The organism is Kutzneria sp. NPDC051319 (genome assembly GCF_040682195.1).
Lineage (GTDB): Bacteria > Actinomycetota > Actinomycetes > Mycobacteriales > Pseudonocardiaceae > Kutzneria.
In genome coordinates, this window is the sequence record NZ_JBFBAM010000020.1 from 83790 (window position 1) to 103619 (window position 19830).

Annotated in this window: 21 protein-coding genes; 8 read left to right on the forward strand and 13 right to left on the reverse strand. The window is 70.9% G+C overall.

Features of this window, described 5'->3' with window-relative positions:
* Nucleotides 1-22: 22 nt before the first annotated feature.
* Complete coding sequence (locus AB0M73_RS21920; RefSeq protein WP_363893067.1) at nucleotides 23-883, forward strand: aldo/keto reductase; 861 nt, start codon at nucleotides 23-25, stop codon at nucleotides 881-883.
* On the opposite strand, the gene AB0M73_RS21925 is transcribed toward AB0M73_RS21920, so the two are convergent.
* Nucleotides 880-3201: a CapA family protein gene (locus AB0M73_RS21925; protein ID WP_363893069.1), complete on the reverse strand. Its 2322-nt coding sequence runs from the start codon at nucleotides 3199-3201 to the stop codon at nucleotides 880-882. The genes AB0M73_RS21920 and AB0M73_RS21925 overlap by 4 nt on opposite strands.
* 45 nt (nucleotides 3202-3246) lie before the next feature.
* Nucleotides 3247-4641 (reverse strand): glutamate decarboxylase, encoded by a 1395-nt coding sequence (locus tag AB0M73_RS21930; protein WP_363893071.1) that lies wholly within the window; start codon nucleotides 4639-4641, stop codon nucleotides 3247-3249.
* 108 nt (nucleotides 4642-4749) lie between these two features.
* Between AB0M73_RS21930 and AB0M73_RS21935 the strand changes: the two genes are divergently transcribed.
* Both AB0M73_RS21935 and AB0M73_RS21940 read left to right on the forward strand, forming a co-directional pair.
* Nucleotides 4750-5559, forward strand: a complete 810-nt coding sequence (locus tag AB0M73_RS21935) for a lysozyme (RefSeq protein ID WP_363893073.1) — start codon at nucleotides 4750-4752, stop codon at nucleotides 5557-5559.
* Nucleotides 5560-5806: 247 nt separating this feature from the next.
* Complete coding sequence (locus AB0M73_RS21940) at nucleotides 5807-6673, forward strand: lysozyme (protein WP_363893075.1); 867 nt, start codon at nucleotides 5807-5809, stop codon at nucleotides 6671-6673.
* Between the two features lie 53 nt (nucleotides 6674-6726).
* On the opposite strand, the gene AB0M73_RS21945 is transcribed toward AB0M73_RS21940, so the two are convergent.
* The 6 genes from AB0M73_RS21945 to AB0M73_RS21970 all read right to left on the reverse strand — a co-directional run bounded on the left by AB0M73_RS21945 (nucleotide 6727) and on the right by AB0M73_RS21970 (nucleotide 11990).
* Nucleotides 6727-6918 carry a hypothetical protein gene (locus AB0M73_RS21945; RefSeq protein WP_363893077.1) on the reverse strand — a complete coding sequence of 64 codons (192 nt, stop codon included), beginning with the start codon at nucleotides 6916-6918 and terminating at the stop codon, nucleotides 6727-6729.
* Nucleotides 6919-6937: 19 nt separating this feature from the next.
* Entirely contained in the window at nucleotides 6938-7948 is a 1011-nt protein-coding gene (speB, locus tag AB0M73_RS21950; RefSeq protein WP_363893079.1) for an agmatinase, read from the reverse strand.
* 14 nt (nucleotides 7949-7962) lie between these two features.
* Nucleotides 7963-10254, reverse strand: coding sequence for a phosphoribosylformylglycinamidine synthase subunit PurL (gene purL / locus AB0M73_RS21955; protein WP_363893081.1), 2292 nt, complete (start codon nucleotides 10252-10254; stop codon nucleotides 7963-7965).
* Nucleotides 10251-10928, reverse strand: coding sequence for a phosphoribosylformylglycinamidine synthase subunit PurQ (gene purQ / locus AB0M73_RS21960; RefSeq protein ID WP_363893083.1), 678 nt, complete (start codon nucleotides 10926-10928; stop codon nucleotides 10251-10253). Before purQ ends, purL begins: the two co-directional genes overlap by 4 nt.
* Entirely contained in the window at nucleotides 10925-11164 is a 240-nt protein-coding gene (gene purS / locus AB0M73_RS21965; protein ID WP_043720898.1) for a phosphoribosylformylglycinamidine synthase subunit PurS, read from the reverse strand. The genes purQ and purS overlap by 4 nt, the downstream gene beginning before the upstream one ends.
* A 295-nt stretch (nucleotides 11165-11459) precedes the next feature.
* Nucleotides 11460-11990: a hypothetical protein gene (locus AB0M73_RS21970; protein ID WP_363893086.1), complete on the reverse strand. Its 531-nt coding sequence runs from the start codon at nucleotides 11988-11990 to the stop codon at nucleotides 11460-11462.
* 116 nt (nucleotides 11991-12106) lie between these two features.
* Here AB0M73_RS21970 and AB0M73_RS21975 point away from each other — a divergent pair, with 116 nt between their 5' ends.
* Nucleotides 12107-13084 carry an NAD-dependent epimerase/dehydratase family protein gene (locus AB0M73_RS21975; RefSeq protein ID WP_363893088.1) on the forward strand — a complete coding sequence of 326 codons (978 nt, stop codon included), beginning with the start codon at nucleotides 12107-12109 and terminating at the stop codon, nucleotides 13082-13084.
* A 31-nt stretch (nucleotides 13085-13115) separates the two neighbouring features.
* Nucleotides 13116-13757, forward strand: a complete 642-nt coding sequence (locus AB0M73_RS21980) for an MBL fold metallo-hydrolase (RefSeq protein WP_363893090.1) — start codon at nucleotides 13116-13118, stop codon at nucleotides 13755-13757.
* On the opposite strand, the gene AB0M73_RS21985 is transcribed toward AB0M73_RS21980, so the two are convergent.
* Nucleotides 13728-14441 (reverse strand): DUF2334 domain-containing protein, encoded by a 714-nt coding sequence (locus tag AB0M73_RS21985; protein ID WP_363893092.1) that lies wholly within the window; start codon nucleotides 14439-14441, stop codon nucleotides 13728-13730. The two genes, AB0M73_RS21980 and AB0M73_RS21985, sit on opposite strands and share 30 nt — an antisense overlap.
* Before the next feature lie 65 nt (nucleotides 14442-14506).
* Complete coding sequence (locus tag AB0M73_RS21990; protein WP_363893094.1) at nucleotides 14507-15373, reverse strand: phosphoribosylaminoimidazolesuccinocarboxamide synthase; 867 nt, start codon at nucleotides 15371-15373, stop codon at nucleotides 14507-14509.
* Between the two features lie 93 nt (nucleotides 15374-15466).
* Here AB0M73_RS21990 and AB0M73_RS21995 point away from each other — a divergent pair, with 93 nt between their 5' ends.
* The 3 genes from AB0M73_RS21995 to AB0M73_RS22005 all read left to right on the forward strand — a co-directional run bounded on the left by AB0M73_RS21995 (nucleotide 15467) and on the right by AB0M73_RS22005 (nucleotide 16942).
* Nucleotides 15467-15991, forward strand: coding sequence for a hypothetical protein (locus tag AB0M73_RS21995; protein ID WP_363893096.1), 525 nt, complete (start codon nucleotides 15467-15469; stop codon nucleotides 15989-15991).
* Nucleotides 15988-16425 carry a hypothetical protein gene (locus AB0M73_RS22000; protein ID WP_363893097.1) on the forward strand — a complete coding sequence of 146 codons (438 nt, stop codon included), beginning with the start codon at nucleotides 15988-15990 and terminating at the stop codon, nucleotides 16423-16425. The genes AB0M73_RS21995 and AB0M73_RS22000 overlap by 4 nt, the downstream gene beginning before the upstream one ends.
* A gap of 79 nt (nucleotides 16426-16504) precedes the next feature.
* The gene (locus tag AB0M73_RS22005; protein ID WP_363893099.1) at nucleotides 16505-16942 is read left to right on the forward strand and encodes a hypothetical protein; all 438 of its coding nucleotides are present in this window, start codon (nucleotides 16505-16507) and stop codon (nucleotides 16940-16942) included.
* Here AB0M73_RS22005 and AB0M73_RS22010 read toward each other — a convergent pair.
* Genes AB0M73_RS22010 through AB0M73_RS22020 form a run of 3 tightly spaced genes read right to left on the reverse strand, consistent with a single transcriptional unit; the run spans nucleotide 16917 to nucleotide 19815 of the window.
* The gene (locus tag AB0M73_RS22010; protein WP_363893101.1) at nucleotides 16917-17792 is read right to left on the reverse strand and encodes an MOSC N-terminal beta barrel domain-containing protein; all 876 of its coding nucleotides are present in this window, start codon (nucleotides 17790-17792) and stop codon (nucleotides 16917-16919) included. The genes AB0M73_RS22005 and AB0M73_RS22010 overlap by 26 nt on opposite strands.
* Nucleotides 17789-19222, reverse strand: coding sequence for an adenylosuccinate lyase (gene purB, locus AB0M73_RS22015; RefSeq protein WP_363893103.1), 1434 nt, complete (start codon nucleotides 19220-19222; stop codon nucleotides 17789-17791). The genes AB0M73_RS22010 and purB overlap by 4 nt, the downstream gene beginning before the upstream one ends.
* A gap of 11 nt (nucleotides 19223-19233) precedes the next feature.
* On the reverse strand, nucleotides 19234-19815 hold the full coding sequence (locus AB0M73_RS22020; RefSeq protein ID WP_363893105.1) for a TetR family transcriptional regulator: 582 nt from the start codon (nucleotides 19813-19815) through the stop codon (nucleotides 19234-19236).
* Nucleotides 19816-19830: the final 15 nt, after the last annotated feature.

Below are 19830 nucleotides of genomic sequence, written 5' to 3' on the forward strand. Positions count from 1 at the left end.
CAACCTACGAAAGAGGACCACGATGCAGACTCGCCGTATCGGCGACGCCCAGGTCAGCGCGATCGGCCTCGGCGGCATGCCGATGTCCATCGAGGGGCGGCCGGACGAGGCGCGCAGCATCGCCACCGTGCACGCCGCACTCGACGCCGGCATCACCTTCTTCGACACCGCCGACGCCTACTCGCTGGGCGGCCCCGAGGTCGGGCACAACGAGACGCTGATCGCCGAGGCCGTCGCCAGCTGGGGCGGCGACACCTCCGACGTGCTGATCGCCACCAAGGGCGGCCACCTGCGCCCCGGCGACGGCAGTTGGACGCTCGACGGCCGCCCCGAGTACCTCAAGCAGGCGGCCGAGGCCTCGCTCAAGCGCCTCGGCGTCGAGGTGATCGGCCTCTACCAGTTCCACCGGCCCGATCCCCAGGTCGACTACGCCGACTCCGTCGGGGCCATCCGGGACCTGCTGGACGCCGGCAAGATCCGCTACGCCGGCGTCTCCAACGCGAACCCGGCGCAGATCAAGCTGGCCGACGAGATCCTCGGCGGCCGGCTGGTCTCCGTGCAGAACCAGTTCTCGCCGGCCTTCCGGTCCAGCGAGCCCGAGCTGGAGCTGTGCGACGAGCTGGGCATCGCCTTCCTGCCGTGGAGCCCCTTCGGCGGCATCCGGCGGGCCGCCGAGCTGGGCGACCGGTTCGCGGTGTTCTCGGAGATCGCCGCCGAGAAGGGCGTCAGCGCGCACGTGCTGACCCTGGCCTGGATGCTGGCCAAGTCCCCGGTGGTCGTGCCCATCCCCGGCGCCAGCCGCCCGTCGAGCATCCAGGACTCGGCGACCGCGGTCGACGTCCAGCTGACGCCCGAGGAGATGAGCCGGCTCGACGCCGCCTAGTAGGCGTAGCCGCTGAAGGTGGGGGCGGCCGGGGCCGGCGAGTTGTTGCGGACGAAGTCGTAAGGGCCTTCCGTGACCGTGCCGGCCGGCCGCCACTCCACAAAGGACACGTCGTCGAAGTCGACGGCCTGGCCGGCCACCGATCCCGCGCGGGTGGCCGCCAGGCCGAGCTTCAGCAGCACCATGTTGCCGTCCGGGCCGAGGTCCTGGGGCCTGAGGTCGACGGAGACGTCGTGCCACTGGCCGTCGGACGGCACCGTCAGCTGCCGGTTGATGTCCTTCAGCGCGGTGGAGTCCGGGTCCTCGGTGGGATCGGAGTCGTCGAAGTGGTACGGCGTGACCCGGATCAGCGGGGTCGCGCCGTTGGCCGCCCGGACCTTGGCCCGGAGCGTGTAGGTCGGCTCGGGGTCGCGGGGCGTGCCGTCGGCGTTCTCCTCGCGATGGCGCGGCAGCGGGATCCGGGCCACCGGCCGGTCCAGCTTCTCCGCCCCGCCCGCGCCTTCCACCCGGAGGTAGCCGGCCTGGCCCGGGGCCCCGTTGCCGACCACGTCCTCGGACCAGTGCGTGTCGCCGTCGGGCTTGCCGTCGACGGTGTTGTCCTCGAAACCGCCCCAGCCGAACAGGTCCCGCCCGAGGTCGATGTCCTTGGCCTCCACGGGGTCGAGCAGGCCGTTGAAGCCGATCTTGGCGACCGCGTGCGGGCCGACGGCCACCTTGACCGGGGTCGGCTTCGGCGGATCGGCGGTGATCACGGCCGTGCCGTGGTCGGCGTGGAACTGAGCGGGCTTCGTGTCGGCGTCGAACGGCGTCGGCACGGTCAGCACCCCGCCGTTGGGGCCCCGCTGCGTCTGCACCGGCCGCCGGCTGTCCGCCCACACTCCCTGCACCGTCCGCTTCGCCGCCTCGCCGGTGGCCAACTCCGGGCGGTAGCCGTCGATCTCGATCGGCACCAGGCGGGCCTCCACCAGCTGGTCGCCGTCCCAGACCGTGCGCAGGAAGGCCGACGAGAACGTGGACAGGAAGTCCTGGTCGAACACGAAATTGCCCATGCTGTAGGCGATCAGGTGGCCCTTGTACCACTCGAAACCCTGCAACACGTGGGGATGGTGACAGATCACGATGTCCGCGCCGGCGTCAATGGCCGCCCGGGCCATCGCCCGGGTGTCCTTGGCGCTCGCGGACTGGAACTGGAAGCCGGAGTGCATCTCGACGATCGTCAGCGGGGACTGCTGGGCGACGGCCTTGATCTGCGTCGGCGACGCGGTGTTGTCCCAGCGGGCCGCGCCGCCGTGGCCGCGGCGGGCCACCCAGTCCTGGATCTCCGGGTAGACGTGGGTCAGCGACTCCCAGGCCGCCGCCTGGTCCGCCTTGGACAGCTTCTCGTAGGCCGCCCAGGCCTGGCCGATGGTCCGGTCCTGCGTCGGGACCTTGCCGAAGCCCCAGGAACGCGGCTGGTACTGCCAGGCGTCGTCGTCGCTGGTCGGCGTGCCGGCCTTGGGGTAGGAGTCGTTGACGTACGAGCCGTCCACGCTGGTGTAGGCCAGCACGGCCACGCCGGTGCCGTGAACCTGGGTCTGGAACGGCTTCTGCGGCTCGTCGCCGACGGTGGTGCCGACGACCGGAAACCCGGCCCCCGTGAGCGCCTTCTGCGTGTCGGCCACGCCCTCGTCGAGGAAGTCTCGGGTGTGGTTGTTGGCCAGCAGCGGCACGGTGACGCCCAGCGCCTTCAGGCCGTCGATGCTGGACGGCGGCGACTTCAGGATGAACCGCTTCTTCGGATAGGCGCTGCTCGGCGCCTTGTCGCTGACCACGGTCTCCAGGTTCACGGTGCTCAGGTCGGCCATCCGGAAGGCCGGCGCCACGCTGTCCACCACGGAGCGTGCACCAGCGGCGGCGTCGTTGGCCGGGATGAGCCTGCCGGTCTGGTAGCGGCGGCCGAACATCACATCGCCCGCGGAGTTCACCGCGAACCGCTTGCCGCCGTTGTCGGACAGCAGCCGCACGTCGATGGTCCTGCCGGCGTCCTCCAGGCCGAGGATCACCGGCTCGGCGATGTGGCCGGGAGCCTGAGCAACCGTCATGACCGGGCCGTTGGCCAGCTGCACCCGCTGCGGTTCGCCGAGCGGCCGGCCGTCCTCGTCCACGGCACGGACGGTGACCGCCGGCGTGGCTGCCGTGGGCACGACCTCCGAGTCGCCCGGACAGCGCCACAGGCAGCCGCCGACCAGGTTGGGGACGATCGCCAGGCCCCCGGCGACCAGCGCGAGGATCAGGAACAGGTGCAACCGCTTGCCCACCGCCGCCACGGCACGCTCCACTTAGTTAGGAAACTTTCCTAATAGTGGGAGCCATTCAGGTACGTGTCAATGGTGCTGGCCGTGCTCGAAGCCCGCCGACTCCGGACCGTGCAGCGGCCGCTCCAGGCGCTCCAGCACCGGCAGAGCCCTCCTCAGGTCGTCCAGGAACAGCTCCGCGAGGTCGCGGCCGAAGCCGTTGCGAACCACCACCCGCAGCGCCGCCAGGTCCGTCCGGTTGTCGGGAAAGGTGTAGGCCGGCACCAGCCAACCCGCCTGCCGCAGCGCCGCCGACACGTCGAACACCGAGTAGCGGGTGACCTCCTCGGACAGCGTGAAGGCGAACACCGGCAGCTCATCGCCCGCGGTCAGCAGCTGGAACGGCCCCAGCTTGCCGATCTCGCCGGCCAGCCAGGTCGCCACCTCCCGACAGGACAGCTGGACCCGGCGGTAGCCGTCGAAGCCCAGCCGCAGGAAGTTGTAGTACTGGGCGATCACCTGCGAGCCCGGGCGGGAGAAGTTCAGCGCGAAGGTCGGCATGTCGCCGCCCAGGTAGTTGACCCGGAACACCAGGTCCTCGGGCAGCGCGTCCCGGTCGCGCCAGATCGCCCAGCCGACGCCCGGGTAGACCAGGCCGTACTTGTGGCCGGAGGTGTTGATCGAGGCCACCCGGGGCAGCCGGAAGTCCCATTCCAGCCCGGGATCGCAGAACGGCGCGACCATCGCGCCCGAGGCCCCGTCCACGTGCACCGGGATGTCGTGGCCGGTCTCCTGCTGGAACTTGTCGAGGGCGGCGCAGATCTCGGCCACCGGCTCGTACGAGCCGTCGAAGGTGGAGCCCAGGATGGCCACCACGCCGATCGTGTTCTCGTCGCAGCGGGCCACCGCCTCGGCCGCCGACAGCGTGAACCGGTCGCCCTCCATCGGCACCAGCCGGGCCTCGACGTCCCAGTAGTTGGCGAACTTCTCCCAGCAGATCTGCACGTTGATGCCCATGACGATGTTGGGGCGATCCGTGGACTTCTTGGCAGCCCGGCGCTTGTGCTGCCAGCGGCGCTTGAAGGCCAGGCCGGCCAGCATGCAGGCCTCGCTGGAGCCCGTGGTCGAGCAGCCGACGGCCTGGACCGGGTCCTCGGCGTGCCAGAGCGCGGCCAGCATCCGCACGCAGCGGGACTCCAGCTCGGCGGTGCGCGGGTACTCGTCCTTGTCGATCATGTTCTTGTCGAACGTCTCGGACATCAGCCGCGCCGCCTGCGGCTCCATCCACGTCGACACGAAGGTGGCCAGGTTGAGCCGGGCGTTGCCGTCGAGCATCAGCTCGTCGTGCACCACCTGGTAGGCCAGCTCGGGATCGATTCCCTCGGCCGGCAGCACATCGCGCGCGATGCTCATCGGTTCGCGGGTGAACACGGGATTGACGTCGGTGCGCCGGCCGCTGTCGTCGGACGGATGCCTGAGACCCATGGCTGCCAACGCTAGTCCCGGACACGCGGGGTCGCTCAGCGCGAGAAAATAGGCCGTTCGGTTTAGTGTGATAGTCCGTTCGGTCCCCAGCGGGGAAGGAATTCGCCCATGGAGTCGACACCACGGACAAGCCTGCGGGCGTTGCTGGCCGGCGTCCTCGTCACGGCGATGGTCGCCGCCCCCACGCCCGCGTCCGCACAGCCGCTGGCCCATCCGCAGGACGACTATGCCGGATCCCAGATCGCCAAGCACGAGGGCACCGGGGGCGGGCCGCTGCTGGACGTCAGGGCCAACGACGACGTGCTCGGCCTGGACGTCGCCAGCTACCAGGGCACTGTGGACTGGGCCGCGGTGGTCCGCAACGGCGGCAAGTTCGCCTACAGCAAGGCAACCGAGGGCATCACCTACACCAACCCGTCCTTCGGCCAGCAGTACAACGGCTCCTACGCCGCCGGCCTGGCCCACGGGGCCTACCACTTCGCGCTGCCCGACGTCTCCGACGGCGCCACCCAGGCCAACTTCTTCGTCGACCACGGCGGCGCCTGGTCACGTGACGGCCGCACCCTGCCGCCCGCGCTGGACATCGAGTACAACCCCTACGGGGACACCTGTTACAAGCTCACGCCCGAGCAGATGACGGCCTGGGTCAAGGCCTTCAGCGACCAGATCTGGTACCGCACCGGCGTGCCGCCGACGATCTACACCAGCTACACGTGGTGGACGAAGTGCACGGGCAACTCCACCGTGGTGAGCCGGAATCCGCTGTGGATACCGCGATACGGCACCGATGTCGGCACGTTGCCCGGCGGCTGGACCACCCAGGCCATCTGGCAGTTCGCCGACAAGGGCACCTTCCCCGGCGACCAGAACCGGTTCAACGGCAACGGCGACAGGCTGCGCTCGTTCACACTGGGGTGAACCCCTTGTTACTGACTAACCAGATGCGCGACACCGGGGTTGACAGGTGGCGCAGACTACGTCTGACGGCCCCGAGCGACAACCCTGTCAGGCCAAGGTGTTCACCCCGACGACGTAATACCGCTACTCCGTATACGTGAGAAAATCACCGTCAATCTAGCCCAGGCGTGAATCTTCGTTCACACTTCACGCAACGTGGAGATTCCACGTGATCCGCTTCCCTGCGAGCAGATCGAGAGGTTCCACCATGAACACTCGGTTACTCCCGGCGGGCCGCGGCCGCCGCACGGCGGCGCTCATCGCCGCCGTGATCCTGTCCGTGGCCTTCGGCGCCGCCACCCCTGCCGGCGCCGCCACCACCACCGCGTGCGGTGGAAATCCCCCCGATTCCGTGCAGGACGCCACTCACAACCACACCATGGGCTCCCAGGTCGCGCGCCACCTCGGCCACCGCTGCGCCCCGCGGCCCACCTCGTTCGGGCCCGCCGCCGTCGTCTACGGCATGGACGTGAGCTCCTATCAGGGCAACGTCGACTGGCAGACCGCCTGGAACAACGGCGGGCGGTTCGCCTACATCAAGGCCACCGAGGGCACGTACTACCAGAACGCCTACTTCGCCCAGCAGTACAACGGTTCCTACGACGTCGGCATGATCCGCGGGGCCTACCACTTCGCCACGCCCAACACCACCGACGGCGCCACCCAGGCCAACTACTTCGTCGACCACGGCGGCGGCTGGTCCGGCGACGGCCGCACCCTGCCCGGCGCGCTGGACATCGAGTGGAACCCCAGCGGCGCCGAGTGCTACGGCAAGTCCGCCGGCGCCATGGTGCAGTGGATCCTCGACTTCAGCAACACCTACCACGCCCGCACCGGGACGTGGCCCATGATCTACACCGCCCAGCAGTGGTGGCAGGACTGCACCGGCAACGGCGGCGACTTCACCTCCACCAACCCCCTGTGGGTCGCCCGCTACGCCTCCAGCGCCGGCGTCCTGCCCTACGCCTGGGATTTCTACACCATCTGGCAGTACGCCGACTCCGGCACCTTCCCCGGCGACCAGGACGTCTTCAACGGCGCCTACGACCGCCTCCAGGCACTGGCCAACGGCTAACGGCCGTACCCGACCCCGGTGGCGGCAGGATCCCCTGGCGCCACCGGGGAATCTCAGTTCCCGGGCCCGCTGATGAATGCGGTCCACAGGTCGACTGCCTGCTCAAGGCCGAGCGCGGCAACCTTTTCCGGCGCGACTCCGACGGTGTGGATCAGCCGGTTCGCCAGCCAGTCGGGAACCGGGTCGAGTGGCGGCGGCGCTTCGACGACAACGCCGCCGGCCATCCGCCCGAGTCGTTCGATCACCGCGCCAAGCTCTAGATTCTCAACGCCCGTCCAGCAGCGGGCGGGCCGGGTCCCAGGTGTCGCCGGTGGCCGCGTCCTTGCGGCGGCGGGCGATACCGGAAAGTGCTTCCAGCACAACACGATTGCCCAGGGCGGCGGTGATCTCGGCGTGGTCGTACGGGGGCGAGACCTCCACGACTTCCACGCCCACAACGGGAAGCTGGTAGCAGAGCCGGCGGACGGCATCGAGCAGCTGGCGGGCGGAGAGGCCGCCGGGCTCGGGGGTGCCGGTCCCCGGCGCATGCCCGGGATCGCAGACGTCGACGTCCACGGAGAGGTAGACGCCGTCGCAGTCGTCGACCGCGATGGCGGATGCCTCGGTGAGGCACTCGTCGAGGCCTCGAGTGACGATCTCCGTCATCTCGTACGACCGCATGTGCTGCTGGGCCATCCAGTCCAGCGTCTCCGGCTCCGGCCAGTAACCCCGCAGCCCGAGTTGCAGGAACCGGTCGCCGCGGATGGCACCGCACTCCAGCAGCCGACGCATGGGTTGGCCGTGGCCGTAAAGGTGGCCGAATTCGATGTTGCCCGTGTCGGCGTGGGCGTCGAAGTGGATCATCGAGATGCGCCCGAAGCCGAAATGCCTTGCCACGCCACGGGCATCGGGCAGCGCGATGCTGTGGTCGCCGCCGAGCACCACGGGAATCGCGCCTGACGCCGTGATGGTGTGCACCGCCGCCTCGATGGCCGCGTGGCTGCCCATCTCGTCGCCGGCGTACATCTCCACGTCGCCGGCATCGAGCACCCGCAGGTCCTTCAGCGCATCCACACGCAGGGCCAGGCTGGGCCGGGAACCGTTGTGCCCCAGGTAATCCGTGGTGCGAATGGCCTGCGGCCCAAAACGAGTGCCGGGCCGGTGTGACGTGCCGCCGTCGTAGGGCGCACCCACGACAACAACATCGGCCTCCGCGAAGGAAGCCGGCTCGGCGAGATCACAGGGATCAACGCCGAGGAACGTCACATCCGGCCCGTACATCGCCCCATAGCGCATGGGGCGAAGCTAAGTCAGTCGAACAGCGCGGGCAAGGTGCCTTCCCAGGCCGTGCGCAGCTCGTCCAGGGGGTACGTCGCGAGGCCCTGGATCTCCAGCTCGGTCGACTCCTTGTCCACCACGCCGATGCGCACCCACGGCAGCTCCCGCGCCGTGCACATCTCGGTGAAGCGGAGCTCCTCGCTGCGCGGCACGGCGACCACGACACGGCCGGCCGACTCGGAGAACAGCTGCACGAACGGGTCGACACCCTCGGGCAGGATGATCCGCGCGCCGGTCTCGCCGAGCAGGCAGGACTCGACGATGGCCTGGGCCAGGCCGCCGTCGGACAGGTCGTGCGCGGCTGACAGCATGCCGTCGCGGGAACCCGCGACCAGCACCTCGGCCAGCAGCCGCTCCCGCTCCAGGTCGACCTGCGGCGGGCGGCCGCCGAGGTGGCCGTGCTCGACGTGCGCCCACTCGGAGCCGCCGAACTCGTCCCGGGTGTCGCCGAGCAGCAGCAGCGTCTCGCCCGGCTCCGTGCCGAAGCCGGTCGGGATGCGCCGGGCGACGTCGTCGATCACGCCGAGCACGCCGACCACCGGCGTGGGCAGGATCGCCGTGCTGCCGGTCTGGTTGTAGAAGCTGACGTTGCCGCCGGTGACCGGGATGCCCAGCTGCGCGCAGCCCTCGGCCAGGCCCTTGATGGCCTGCTCGAACTGCCACATCACGGCCGGGTCCTCGGGCGAGCCGAAGTTCAGGCAGTCGGTGACCGCCAGCGGCGTCGCGCCGGTCGAGGCCACGTTCCGGTACGCCTCGGCCAGGGCCAGCTGCGCGCCCTGGTACGGGTCCAGCTTGCAGAACCGGCCGTTGCAGTCGGTGGACAGCGCCACGCCGCGGCCGGTCTGCTCGTCGACCCGGACCATGCCCGAGTCGGCCGGCTGGGCCAGCACGGTGTTGCCCCGCACGTACCGGTCGTACTGCTCGGTCACCCAGCGCTTGGACGCCAGGTTGGGCGAGGAGATCATGCGCAGCAGCAGGGCCCGCAGGTCCTCGGCTGACGAAGGCCGGGTCAGCGACTCGGGACCGTTGACCTGCAAGGCGTCCTGGTCGGCCGGGCGCTCGATCGGACGGTGGTAGACCGGACCCTCGTGGGCCACGGTGCGCGGCGGCACGTCCACCACGACCTGGTCGTGCCAGGTGATGACCAGGCGGTCCCCGTCGGTCACCTCGCCGACCTCGGTGGCGATGACGTCCCACTTGCGGCACACCGCCATGAAGGCGTCCACATCGGACGGCTTCACCACGGCCATCATGCGTTCCTGGGACTCCGACGACAGCACCTCGGCCGGCGTCATTCCCGTGGCGCGCAACGGAACCCGGTCCAGCCAGACGTGCATGCCGCCGTCGCCGGCGCTGGCCAGCTCGCTGGTGGCGCAGGACAGGCCCGCGCCGCCGAGGTCCTGGATGCCGACCACGATGCCCTCGCGGTACAGCTCCAGGCAGCACTCGATGAGCACCTTCTCGGTGAACGGGTCGCCCACCTGCACGCTCGGCAGCTTCTTGCGACCGGCGCCGCCCTCATCGCCCGAGAACGAGTCGCTGGCCAGCACCGAGACGCCGCCGATGCCGTCGAGGCCGGTGCGCGCGCCGAACAGGATGACCTTGTTGCCGGTGCCGGAGGCGTGGGCGAGGTGCAGGTCCTCGACCCGCAGCGCGCCGATGCAGCCCGCGTTGAGCAGCGGGTTGCCCGCGTAGCTGGCGTCGAAGACCAGCTCGCCGCCGATGTTGGGCAGGCCGAGGCAGTTGCCGTAGCCGCCGACGCCGGCCACCACGCCGTGCAGCACACGCCGGGTGTCGGGGGCGTCGGCCGGGCCGAAGCGCAGCGGGTCGACCACGGCGATCGGGCGGGCGCCCATGGCCATGATGTCGCGGACGATGCCGCCGACGCCGGTGGCCGCGCCCTGGTAGGGCTCCACGTAGGACGGGTGGTTGTGGCTCTCCACCTTGAAGGTGACCGCCCAGCCGTCGCCGATGTCGACCACGCCGGCGTTCTCGCCGATGCCGGCCAGCATCTTGGCCCGCATCTCCTCGGTGGTGGTCTTGCCGAAGTAGGCGAGGTGGATCTTGGACGACTTGTACGAGCAGTGCTCGCTCCACATCACCGAGTACATGGCCAGCTCGGCGTCCGTCGGCCGGCGGCCGAGGATGTCGCGGATGCGCTGGTACTCGTCGTCCTTCAGACCCAGCTCGCGGTACGGCTGAGCGTGCTCCGGCGTCGAGGCCGCGTGCTCGACCGTGTCGATGAGGTTGTCGGTCGTCGTCACGCCGCCACCAGGGTGTCGAGAGCGGACAGGAACAGGCCAAGGCCGTCGTCCGACGGGCCGGTCAGCGCGTCGATCGCGTGCTCGGGGTGCGGCATCAGGCCGACCACGCGCCCGTTGGCGCTGGTGATGCCGGCGATGTCGTTGAGCGCGCCGTTCGGGTTGCCGCCGACGTAGCGGAACGCCACCCGGCCCTCGCCCTCCAGCTCGTCCAGCACGTGCTGGTCGGCCACGTAGCAGCCCTCGCCCGACTTCAGCGGGATCAGGATCTCCGCGCCCTGGTCGAACCGGCTCGTCCAGGCCGAGGTGCTGTTGTCCACCCGCAGCCACTGGTCGCGGCACACGAAGTGCAGGCCCTTGTTGCGGATCAGCACGCCCGGCAGCAGGCCGGCCTCGCACAGGATCTGGAAGCCGTTGCAGATGCCCAGCACGGGCAGACCCTGCTTGGCCGCCGCGATCACCTCGGACATCACCGGCGCGAACCGGGCGATCGCCCCGGCCCGCAGGTAGTCGCCGTAGGAGAAGCCTCCCGGCACCACGACCGCGTCCACGCCCTTGAGGTCGGCGTCCGCGTGCCAGAGCGCCACCGACTGCGCGCCCGACCGGTCCACCGCCCGGGCCGCGTCCTGGTCGTCGAGCGTGCCGGGGAAGGTGATGACCCCGATGCGCGCGGTCACGACTCCACCCGCCGCACGACCCAGTCCTCGACGACCGGGTTGGCGAGGAAGGTCTCGGCGATCTTGGCGAGCGTGGCGTCGTCGACCGAGTCGTCGACCTCCAGCTCGAAGTGCTTGCCTTGGCGAACGCTGCCGATGCCGGCGAATCCGAGGCGGGGCAGCGCATTGGCCACCGCCTGACCCTGCGGGTCGAGGATTTCGGGCTTGGGCATGACGTCGACGACGACTCGGGCCACTGAGGATGCTCCCGGTGCGGAGGGGTCGCGGTACCCGCAGAGCCTACCTGACCTGGGTGAAGTCGATGGACACCCGCCGAACGCCCGGTTAACGTCACATCCGTCGAGGCCCCGTAGGCCGAGGAAGTGAGCCCAGCCAACGTCCGGACGGTCGACGGCTGGGCGTCGCGCTATCGGGGGAACGAAGTGGTCACGGGGCTGCCGGTCGGCTAAAGTGACACTTGCCGAGGCCCCGTAGGCCGAGGAAGTGAGCCCGATCCCCAGCCGGACGACTGGCGGTCGGGCTTTGCGCTGTTCAGAGGTCGATTCGCCGGACGCAGTCGAGCAGCGGCTGGATCCGACGAAGCCAGTCCTCGCCCGCCCCGACGCACCATGCGATGGCGTCCGGCAGCCACAACAGCGGGTCCTCGTGGGGGCGCAGGTGCTCGTAGGTGAGACCGGCGTCACTGGGCCGCTTACCCAGCACGTCGCGCAATGCCCGCTCGTCGTCCTTGTCCCTGCCCTGCCGACTCTCCAGCACCAGACGCTGCACGTCCCGCTCTGTGAAGTCGGCCATCATCCGCCGCAGACATGCCTCTCGCGCCCGCGCCTCCGGCCCGCGGCAGCTGTACACCAGGCCACGCGCGCTCGACTCCACGATCCGGGCCAGCACCTCCCTCCTGCGGGAATCCCGCTCGTCCTTGAAGTGGATCCGGCGCTGACCCGGCAGACACAGCTTCCTGAGGCTTGCCCTCACCACGGAGAGCTCGGCGGGGTCCAGCAGTGCGACGGCAACCAGGTAGTTGCCACCGCGGCGGGACTCGTCGACGAAGGCGTGCACACTCACCGATCAGTGATCGACTTCTGGTGACTTGAGCTGAATCGATCGACCGGTTAGATCTTCGGCGTTCGCCCAGCGCGAGAGGGGTGGCGTGGGGGCGGGGCCGGGTCGAGGGTGGGGCCATGCGACTTCTGGTTCTGGGTGGAACGGTGTTCGTCGGCCATGCGGTGGCGGCGGAGGCGCTGCGCAGGGGGCACGAGGTGGTGTGCGCGGCCCGGGGCACGAGCGGGGCGGTGCCGGACGGCGCGGAGCTGGTGCCGGTGGAGCGGGACGCGCCGGACGGGCTGGCGGCGGTGGCCGGGGAGCGCTTCGACGCGGTGGTGGACGTGGCGAAGATCTCGCATCCGTGGGTCCGGGACGCGGTGCGGGTGCTCGGGCCGAACGCGGGGCACTGGACGTTCGTCTCGACGATCAGCGTGTACGCGGACATGGAGAAGGTGTCCGAGGACCTGCTGGAGCCGCTGTACGAGGACGGCCGGGACGACTTGGCGCGGTACGGCGGGATCAAGGTGGCCAACGAGGGGGAGGTCCGCGAGCACCTGGAGGACCGGGCCTTCATCGTGCGGCCGGGTCTGATCACGGGCCCGGGCGACGGCAGCGACCGGTTCGGATACTGGCCGGGGCGGTTCGCCCGCGGCGGCCGGGTGTTGCAGCCGGCCGGTGAGGGGGCGATGAGCCAGCACATCGACGTCCGGGACCTGGCCGAGTGGATCGTGACGGCCAGTGAGAACCGCCTCGTCGGCACGTATGACGCCATCGGGCCGTCGCGGCCGCTGGACGAGGTTCTCGACGGGATCAGGGAACTCGTGGCCCCGGCCGGCACCGAGGTCGCGCCGGTTTCCTCGGAAGCGTTGCTGGCCAACGAAGTCCAGTACTGGGCCGGCCCGAGGTCGTTGCCGCTGTGGCTGCCGCCGAACTACGCCGGCATGACGGCCCGCGGCACGGCGGCGTCCGAGGCGGCGGGACTGACGTTCCGGTCGTTCGAGGACCAGGTGCGCGGGGCGCTGGCCGAGGAGGAGCAGCGGGGCGTCGACCGGGAGCGCAAGGCTGGGCTCACACCCGCGCAGGAGAAGGAGATCCTGGACCGACTCCAGGCATAGGCTGGTTGGACACGTAGCGAAGGAGCCATCGATGCATATCGTCCACTTCGGACACGCGTGCGTGCTGCTCGACACGGGGTCGGCCCGGATCATGATCGACCCGGGCACGCTGTCCACCGGCTTCGAGCAGACCGAGGGCCTGGACGCGGTGCTGATCACGCACCAGCACGCCGACCACATCGACGAGGCCAAGCTGCCGGCCCTGCTCGCGGCCAACCCGGGCGCCAAGCTCGTGGTGGACCCGGACACCGTCGGCATCGTCCAGAAGCTGGGCCTCGACCACATCGTGGCAGGAGTCGGCGACAAGCTGACCTTCGGCGGCACGACCGTGGACGTGATCGGCGGCGAGCACGCCGAGATCTACGAGGGCAAGCCGGGCATCACCAACGCCGGTTACCTGGTCGACGACGGCGCTTTCCTGCACCCGGGCGACTCGCTGGTGCGCCCGGGCCGGGACCTGGACGTGCTGGGTGTGCCGGTGTCCGCGCCGTGGCTGAAGATGGGCGAGGCGCTGGACTACGTGCGCGAGGTCAAGCCGCGCGTGGCCATGCCCATCCACGAGGGCGTGAACTCCGACCTCGGCAACATGTTGGTGCTGAACTGGCTCAAGATGACCAAGCCGGAGGGCACCGAGGTCGTGAAGCTAGCTCACGGCGAGGCGACGAAGGTGTAGTCCCGCGTAGGTCATCGGTTCGGCGCCGTGGTGCAGGGCGATGTCGATCGCGTCGAGCACCGCCTGCCGCGGCCCGGGCCGGACCAGGTCGCCGGCGTCCACCGCGATGCGGACCAGTCCGCCGCGGCGGGCCGCCCGCGCCACGCCGAGCACCAGCGCCCAGCACAGCCACTGCTCGCCGCGCTCGGTGCGGGCCAGACCGTGCACACGGCCCGGGATGACGACGCCGTTGTGCAGGTCCCGCACCGCCGTCACGTCCGCGCAGAGCCGGAAACCGTGGCGGCGCAACGCGATCAGCGTGCCGTTGGAGGCCAGCCAGCGCGGCGGGGCGAAGTAGTCGGTACGCAGGTCCAGCCGTTCGAGCAGGGCTCGGGCCGCGACCAGGCGCAGGTTCGCCTCGTGCGCGGGCAGCGCGGCGAACTCGGCCTGGCGGCGGATCACCAGCGTCCGCCGGCACGGGTCGAGGTCGTGGTCGAGGCCGTGCAGCACGACGGCGTCGCCGCCGGCGGCTCGGCTGCGGACCCACCGCAGTGCGGGCGAGTCCGCCGACTGCCGGTCCACCCGCGGGGCGACCAGCAGCGACAGGGGCACCCCGCGCGAATCCAGCTCGGCGGCCACTCCGGTGGCCTGAGCGAGCGTTCGGGCGTTGATGCCGGACAGCGAGACAACCAGCCGGGAGCTCACCCGTTAAGTGCGCAGCACCGGCATGGCCCTGGCCTGACGGTGAGGTGTCGCGTCGGCGAACCCTGTCAGAACCGTTGGCCGGTGACCCTTTCGTAGGCCTCCACGTACTTCGCCCTGGTCGCCGCCACGACGTCGTCGGGCAGCGGCGGGGGCGGGGTGTTCGACTTGCGGTCCCAGCCCGACTCCGACGAGGTCAGCCAGTCGCGGACGTACTGCTTGTCGTACGAGGGCTGCACGCGGCCGGCCTCGTACCCCTCCGCCGGCCAGTACCGGGACGAGTCCGGGGTGAGCACCTCGTCGCCCAGCACGATGTGCCCCGCCGCGTCACGGCCGAACTCCAGCTTGGTGTCCGCGAGGATGACGCCCGCCTTCTCCGCGATCTCCGCCCCGCGCCGGTACACCGCCAGCGTCAGGTCCCGCAGCTCGGCCGCCGTCTCCGCGCCCTGCTCGGCCATCTGCTCGAAGGTGATGTTCTCGTCGTGCTCGCCCAGCGGCGCCTTGGTCGCCGGCGTGAAGATCGGCTCCGCCAGCTTCGACGCCTCGACCAGCCCCGCCGGCAGCTCGACGCCGCACACCGCCCCGGTGCTCTTGTAGTCCACCAGGCCGGAGCCCGTCAGGTAGCCGCGGGCCACGCACTCGAACTGCACCATGTCCAGGCTCCGCACCAGCAGCGCCCGGCCCCGCACCTCGTCCGGGATCCGCTTGTCGTCGTCCGAGACCAGGTGGTTGGGCACGATGTCGCCCAGCGCCTCGAACCAGAACACGCTCATCGCGGTCAGCACCGCGCCCTTGTCCGGGATCTCCGTGGGCAGCACCCAGTCGTAGGCCGAGATCCGGTCGGACGCCACCAGCAGCAGCAGTTCGTCGTCCACCCGGTAGAGCTCGCGAACCTTGCCGGCGGCGATCTGCGCGTAGTCAGTGAGAACGGGCACGACCGGCAGCCTACGTGCTCACTTCATCGCCCGTTCGAGTGAACCCGGGGCAGTCGCCCTAACACGTCCGGAGCAGCCACATATTGATCCCGCATGAGTGTTCCCGCTGACCCCGCCCCTTCGGCGCTGGCTCGCTGGTGGTGGCAGACGCCGATGTGGTCGCGTCTGGTCACCTCGCTGGGCGGCGGACTGGCCGCGCTCGCGGTCCTCACCGGCGTGTTCGGGTCGACCGCGCCCGCGGCGCCACCCGCTAGCCCGCAGCCCGTCGTCGCCACCATCACCGCCAGCGCGACGACCACCAGCACGACCACGGTCAGCAGCACCACGCCGACCACCACGACCACCGAGTCGACGACCACGACCACGGAACCGCCGACCATCACGACGGAGGCGCCCGCGCCGCCGCCTCCGGTCACGCACCAGCCGGCACCGACCACCCATCAGCCGGCGCCGCCGCCACCGACCCATGCCCCCGCGCCGCCGCCGAGCGAACCCGTCTACGTGACCCCCGGGGCGTTCTGCTCGACCGAGGGGGCGACCGGGGTCACCAAGACCGGCAAACCCATGGTGTGCACGCGAACGGCGACCGACTCGAGGCTTCGCTGGAGGGCGGCATGACCATGCGACTCCCCGCCGGTGGCACGCCACGCGGCTTGTGCCCCAACGGAATCGTGCGCACCACCGGCTGGCTCCAGGTCGAGGGGACGCCGATCAGCTCCGGGCTCTGGGCCGTGCTGGCCGGTCTCTTCCTCACCGTGCCGTTCGGGGTGCCGTGGCTGCCCTTTCTCTTCGCCGCGCTGGCCTTCGCCGGGTGGAAGGCGTGGACCCTGTGGGTGCGGCCGTCGTCCCGGGCGCGGAACCTGGAGCCCAAGCCGGCGGCGGAGCTGCTGCCCGGCGAGTGGTTTCGGCTCTACGGCACGGCCGGGCCGGTCGGCGCGGTCGACGCGCTGCAACTGGATCCGGATGGCTGGCTGCGGGTGTGGCTGCACGGCGGGCGGGAGCTGACGATGGCGCCGGGTTACCCGGTGCGGCCGGTGGAGCTGCGCGACTAGGTGCGCGGTCACCCGGCCGTTCGAGTGAAGCCAGCGGCGGTCACGAAACAACGGCCAGCGGGTGGCGTATTCACCCCGCATGACCGCGCGACTGCCCGACGGCCGAACGCCGCGCGGGTTGCGTCCCAACGGGATGGTGCGGACGACGGGGTGGCTGCAGTTCGGGCCGGTGCCGGTCAGCTCCGGGGTGTGGCCGGCGCTGGGGTCGGGCCTGCTGGCGCTGCCGATCGACGTGCCGTGGCTGCCGTTGCCGTGCGCGGCAGCCGGTTTCCTGCTGTGGGAGGTGTGGATCCGTTACGTGCAGCCAAGTTCACGCGTGGTCAACTTGGAGTCGACGCCGGCGTCGGAGCTTCGGCCGGACGACTGGTTCCGGCCGTACGGCGGCATCGGGCCGGCCGCGCAGGTGGCGCGCACCAGGCCGGAGCCGGACGACCTGGTGCGGATCACGCTGCGCGGCGGCCGGGAGCTGACGCTGGCCCCGAACTACCGGGTCAGGCGGGTTCTGCTGCGCAGCTAGCCAGGTCCGACCACCGGGCGACCTCGACGGCGTCGCCGACGGAGATGACGCCGGGGCGCAGCACGACGGCCTTCATGCCGAACGTGACCCCGCCCTCGGGGTCGCGCCGGTACTGGGCCAGCGACCGGATCGGCTCGGGCCCGGCGCGGCGGCCGGTGTCCTGGTCGACCATGGGCACCGCGCAGCGCACGCAGACCTTGGCGTAGCCGAACTCGGCGTCCCCGATGCTCATCCGGCGCACCCGGTCCTCGGTGTGCGGCTCGGGCCAGCCGCTGACCACGATGTTCGGCCGGAACCGGTTCATCGGCACCGGCTCGGCGCCGCGAGCCAGGATCCGCTCGTTGAGGCCGTCCAGCGAGGCCAGCGAGGTCACCAACAGCGCGTGGGCGTCGGCGAATCCGACCAGCCCCTCGACCTCGCCGCCGGACGGCCGGACGTGCTCCGGCGGCAGGCCGACCAGCCGGGACTCCTCGCCCAGCACCTCGCTGAACCAGTCCGCAGCCGCCTGGCCCTGGTCGACGCCGACGCCGTCCCACTTGTGCACGCGTACCGGACGACGCTGGCCCTCCGGCACGACATCGAGCACCAGGTCCTCGACGTCCGGGGCCGACACGCGCAGCTGGCCGTCGACCACGGCGGGATGCACCACGGCCAGTCGCGGCTCATTGCGCTGGCTGCGGAACACGCCCTCGGCGTCGACGACCATCCACGCCCGGTCGTGCCGCAGCCCGGTCGGGGTGACGACGGCGCTGCGCGTCGTCGTGCCGGCGCAGCCCTTGATCGGGTAGCTGACCACGGCCGAGACCTCGACGCTCGCTGTGCTCGATGGTTCGCTCGCAAGCTCGCTCACAGGATCGGCTCCGGCACGTACCCGGTGGCGTCCGGGAACCGCTCCAGCGACTTGGCGATCTCCGCGGCCACCGCGTCGACCTGGGCCCCGGCCACGCCGGTGAAGGACAGCCGGTCGGCCAGCAGCTCGTCCAGCCCGGCCCGGTCCAGCGGGATGCGCTCGTCGGCGGCCAGCCGGTCCAGCAGGTCGTTGCGCTCAAGGCCCTGCTCGCGCATGGCCAGCGCCACCGCGACGGCGTTCTCCTTGATCGCCTCGTGCGCGGTCTCGCGGCCGACACCAGCCCGCACCGAAGCCATCAGTACCTTGGTCGTGGCCAGGAACGGCAGGTACCGGTCCAGTTCACGGGCGACGACGGCCGGGTAGGCGCCGAACTCGTCCAGCACGGTCAGCATGGTCTCCAGCAGGCCGTCCAGCGCGAAGAACGCGTCCGGCAGCGCGACCCGGCGCACCACCGAGCAGGACACGTCGCCCTCGTTCCACTGGTCGCCGGCCAGCTCCCCGGTCATCGCCAGGTAGCCGCGCAGGATCACGGTCAGGCCGTTGACCCGCTCGCAGGACCGCGTGTTCATCTTGTGCGGCATCGCGCTGGACCCGACCTGGCCCGGCTTGAAGCCCTCGGTGACCAGCTCGTGCCCGGCCATCAGCCGGATGGTCTTGGCCAGGCTCGACGGCGCGGCGGCCAGCTGCACCAGCGCGGACAGCACGTCGAAGTCCAGCGACCGCGGATAGACCTGGCCGACGCTGGTCAGCACCCGGCGGAAGCCCAGGAACTCGGCCACCTTGTGCTCCAGCTCGGCCAGCTTGGCCGCGTCCCCGCCCAGCAGGTCCAGCATGTCCTGAGCCGTGCCGACCGGGCCCTTCACGCCACGCAGCGGGTAGCGCTCCAGCAGGTCGTCCAGCCGCCCGAACGCCACGTGCAGCTCGTCGGCGGCGGTCGCGAACCGCTTGCCCAGGGTGGTGGCCTGCGCCGCCACGTTGTGCGAACGGCCGGCCATCACCAGGTCGGAGTGCTCGACCGCGAGCCGGGCCAGCCGGGCCAGCAGCGCGGCCGCCTTGCCCCGGATGAACTCCAGGGACTGCCGGATCTGCAGCTGCTCGACGTTCTCGGTGAGGTCGCGGGAGGTCATGCCCTTGTGCACCTGCTCGTGGCCGGCCAGGGCGTTGAACTCCTCGATGCGGGCCTTCACGTCGTGCCGGGTGACCCGCTCGCGCTCGGCGATGGAGGCCAGGTCGACCTGCTCCAGCACCCGCTCGTAGTCGGCGACGGCCGTCTCCGGCACGTCGATGCCCAGTTCGGCCTGCGCGGTGAGCACGGCCAGCCACAGGCGGCGCTCCAGCACGACCTTGTGTTCCGGCGACCAGAGGCCGACCAGCTGGGCCGAGGCGTAGCGGCCGGCGAGCACGTTGGGGATGAGCGGCTTGGTCGTCACGTATCCAGAGCTTAATGCGCCGCCAGGTCGGGCATGACCGACAGGAGCATCCGCCGGGCCGCCGCCCGCGGATCGGGATGCACCTCGATCAGGGCGTTGACCACGGCCCCGTCGACCACGGAGATCAGCTGGTCGACCCGTTCGTCGTCCATCCGGACGCCGCCGGCGGTGAGAATCTCCAGCAGCAACTGGTGCAGCTCGCCGCCCATCTGCCGCATCAGCGGCCGCAGATAGGGCCGCCGACCGGTGCCGACCAGCCGCTCGTAGCGCAGCATGACGGCCTGCATGTCGCTGTCCTTGACCAGCAGGTCCAGCGCGAACTCGATGACATCGTCCGGCTCGCCGGCCTGCATCCGGGCCAGCCGCTCGCGGCCCGCGACCAACTCGGCCCGGCCCGCGTGCTCGACGGCGGCCTCGATCAGCTCGTCGAGCGAGTCGAAGTAGTACGTGGTGGAGGCCAGCGGCATGCCGGCCCGCTCGGCGACGGCCCGGTGCCGGATGGCGTCGAAGCCGCCCTCGGTGAGCAGTGCCGCGGCCGCGGCGACCAGTTCGTGGCGGCGGCGCTCCCCCTTGGGAGTGCTGGCGGCGGTCATGCCGAGCGATGGTGC

Bases quoted from the DNA above. Each gene is read 5' to 3' on its own strand.
- AB0M73_RS21975 (WP_363893088.1), top strand. From the start codon at position 12,107: ATGCGACTTCTGGTTCTGGGTGGAACGGTGTTCGTCGGCCATGCGGTG.
- AB0M73_RS21940 (WP_363893075.1), top strand. From the start codon at position 5,807: ATGAACACTCGGTTACTCCCGGCGGGCCGCGGCCGCCGCACGGCGGCG.
- speB (WP_363893079.1), bottom strand. From the start codon at position 7,948: ATGCGCTATGGGGCGATGTACGGGCCGGATGTGACGTTCCTCGGCGTT.
- AB0M73_RS21935 (WP_363893073.1), top strand. From the start codon at position 4,750: ATGGAGTCGACACCACGGACAAGCCTGCGGGCGTTGCTGGCCGGCGTC.
- AB0M73_RS21930 (WP_363893071.1), bottom strand. From the start codon at position 4,641: ATGGGTCTCAGGCATCCGTCCGACGACAGCGGCCGGCGCACCGACGTC.
- AB0M73_RS21920 (WP_363893067.1), top strand. From the start codon at position 23: ATGCAGACTCGCCGTATCGGCGACGCCCAGGTCAGCGCGATCGGCCTC.
- AB0M73_RS21995 (WP_363893096.1), top strand. From the start codon at position 15,467: ATGAGTGTTCCCGCTGACCCCGCCCCTTCGGCGCTGGCTCGCTGGTGG.
- AB0M73_RS22005 (WP_363893099.1), top strand. From the start codon at position 16,505: ATGACCGCGCGACTGCCCGACGGCCGAACGCCGCGCGGGTTGCGTCCC.
- AB0M73_RS22000 (WP_363893097.1), top strand. From the start codon at position 15,988: ATGACCATGCGACTCCCCGCCGGTGGCACGCCACGCGGCTTGTGCCCC.
- AB0M73_RS22020 (WP_363893105.1), bottom strand. From the start codon at position 19,815: ATGACCGCCGCCAGCACTCCCAAGGGGGAGCGCCGCCGCCACGAACTG.
- AB0M73_RS21980 (WP_363893090.1), top strand. From the start codon at position 13,116: ATGCATATCGTCCACTTCGGACACGCGTGCGTGCTGCTCGACACGGGG.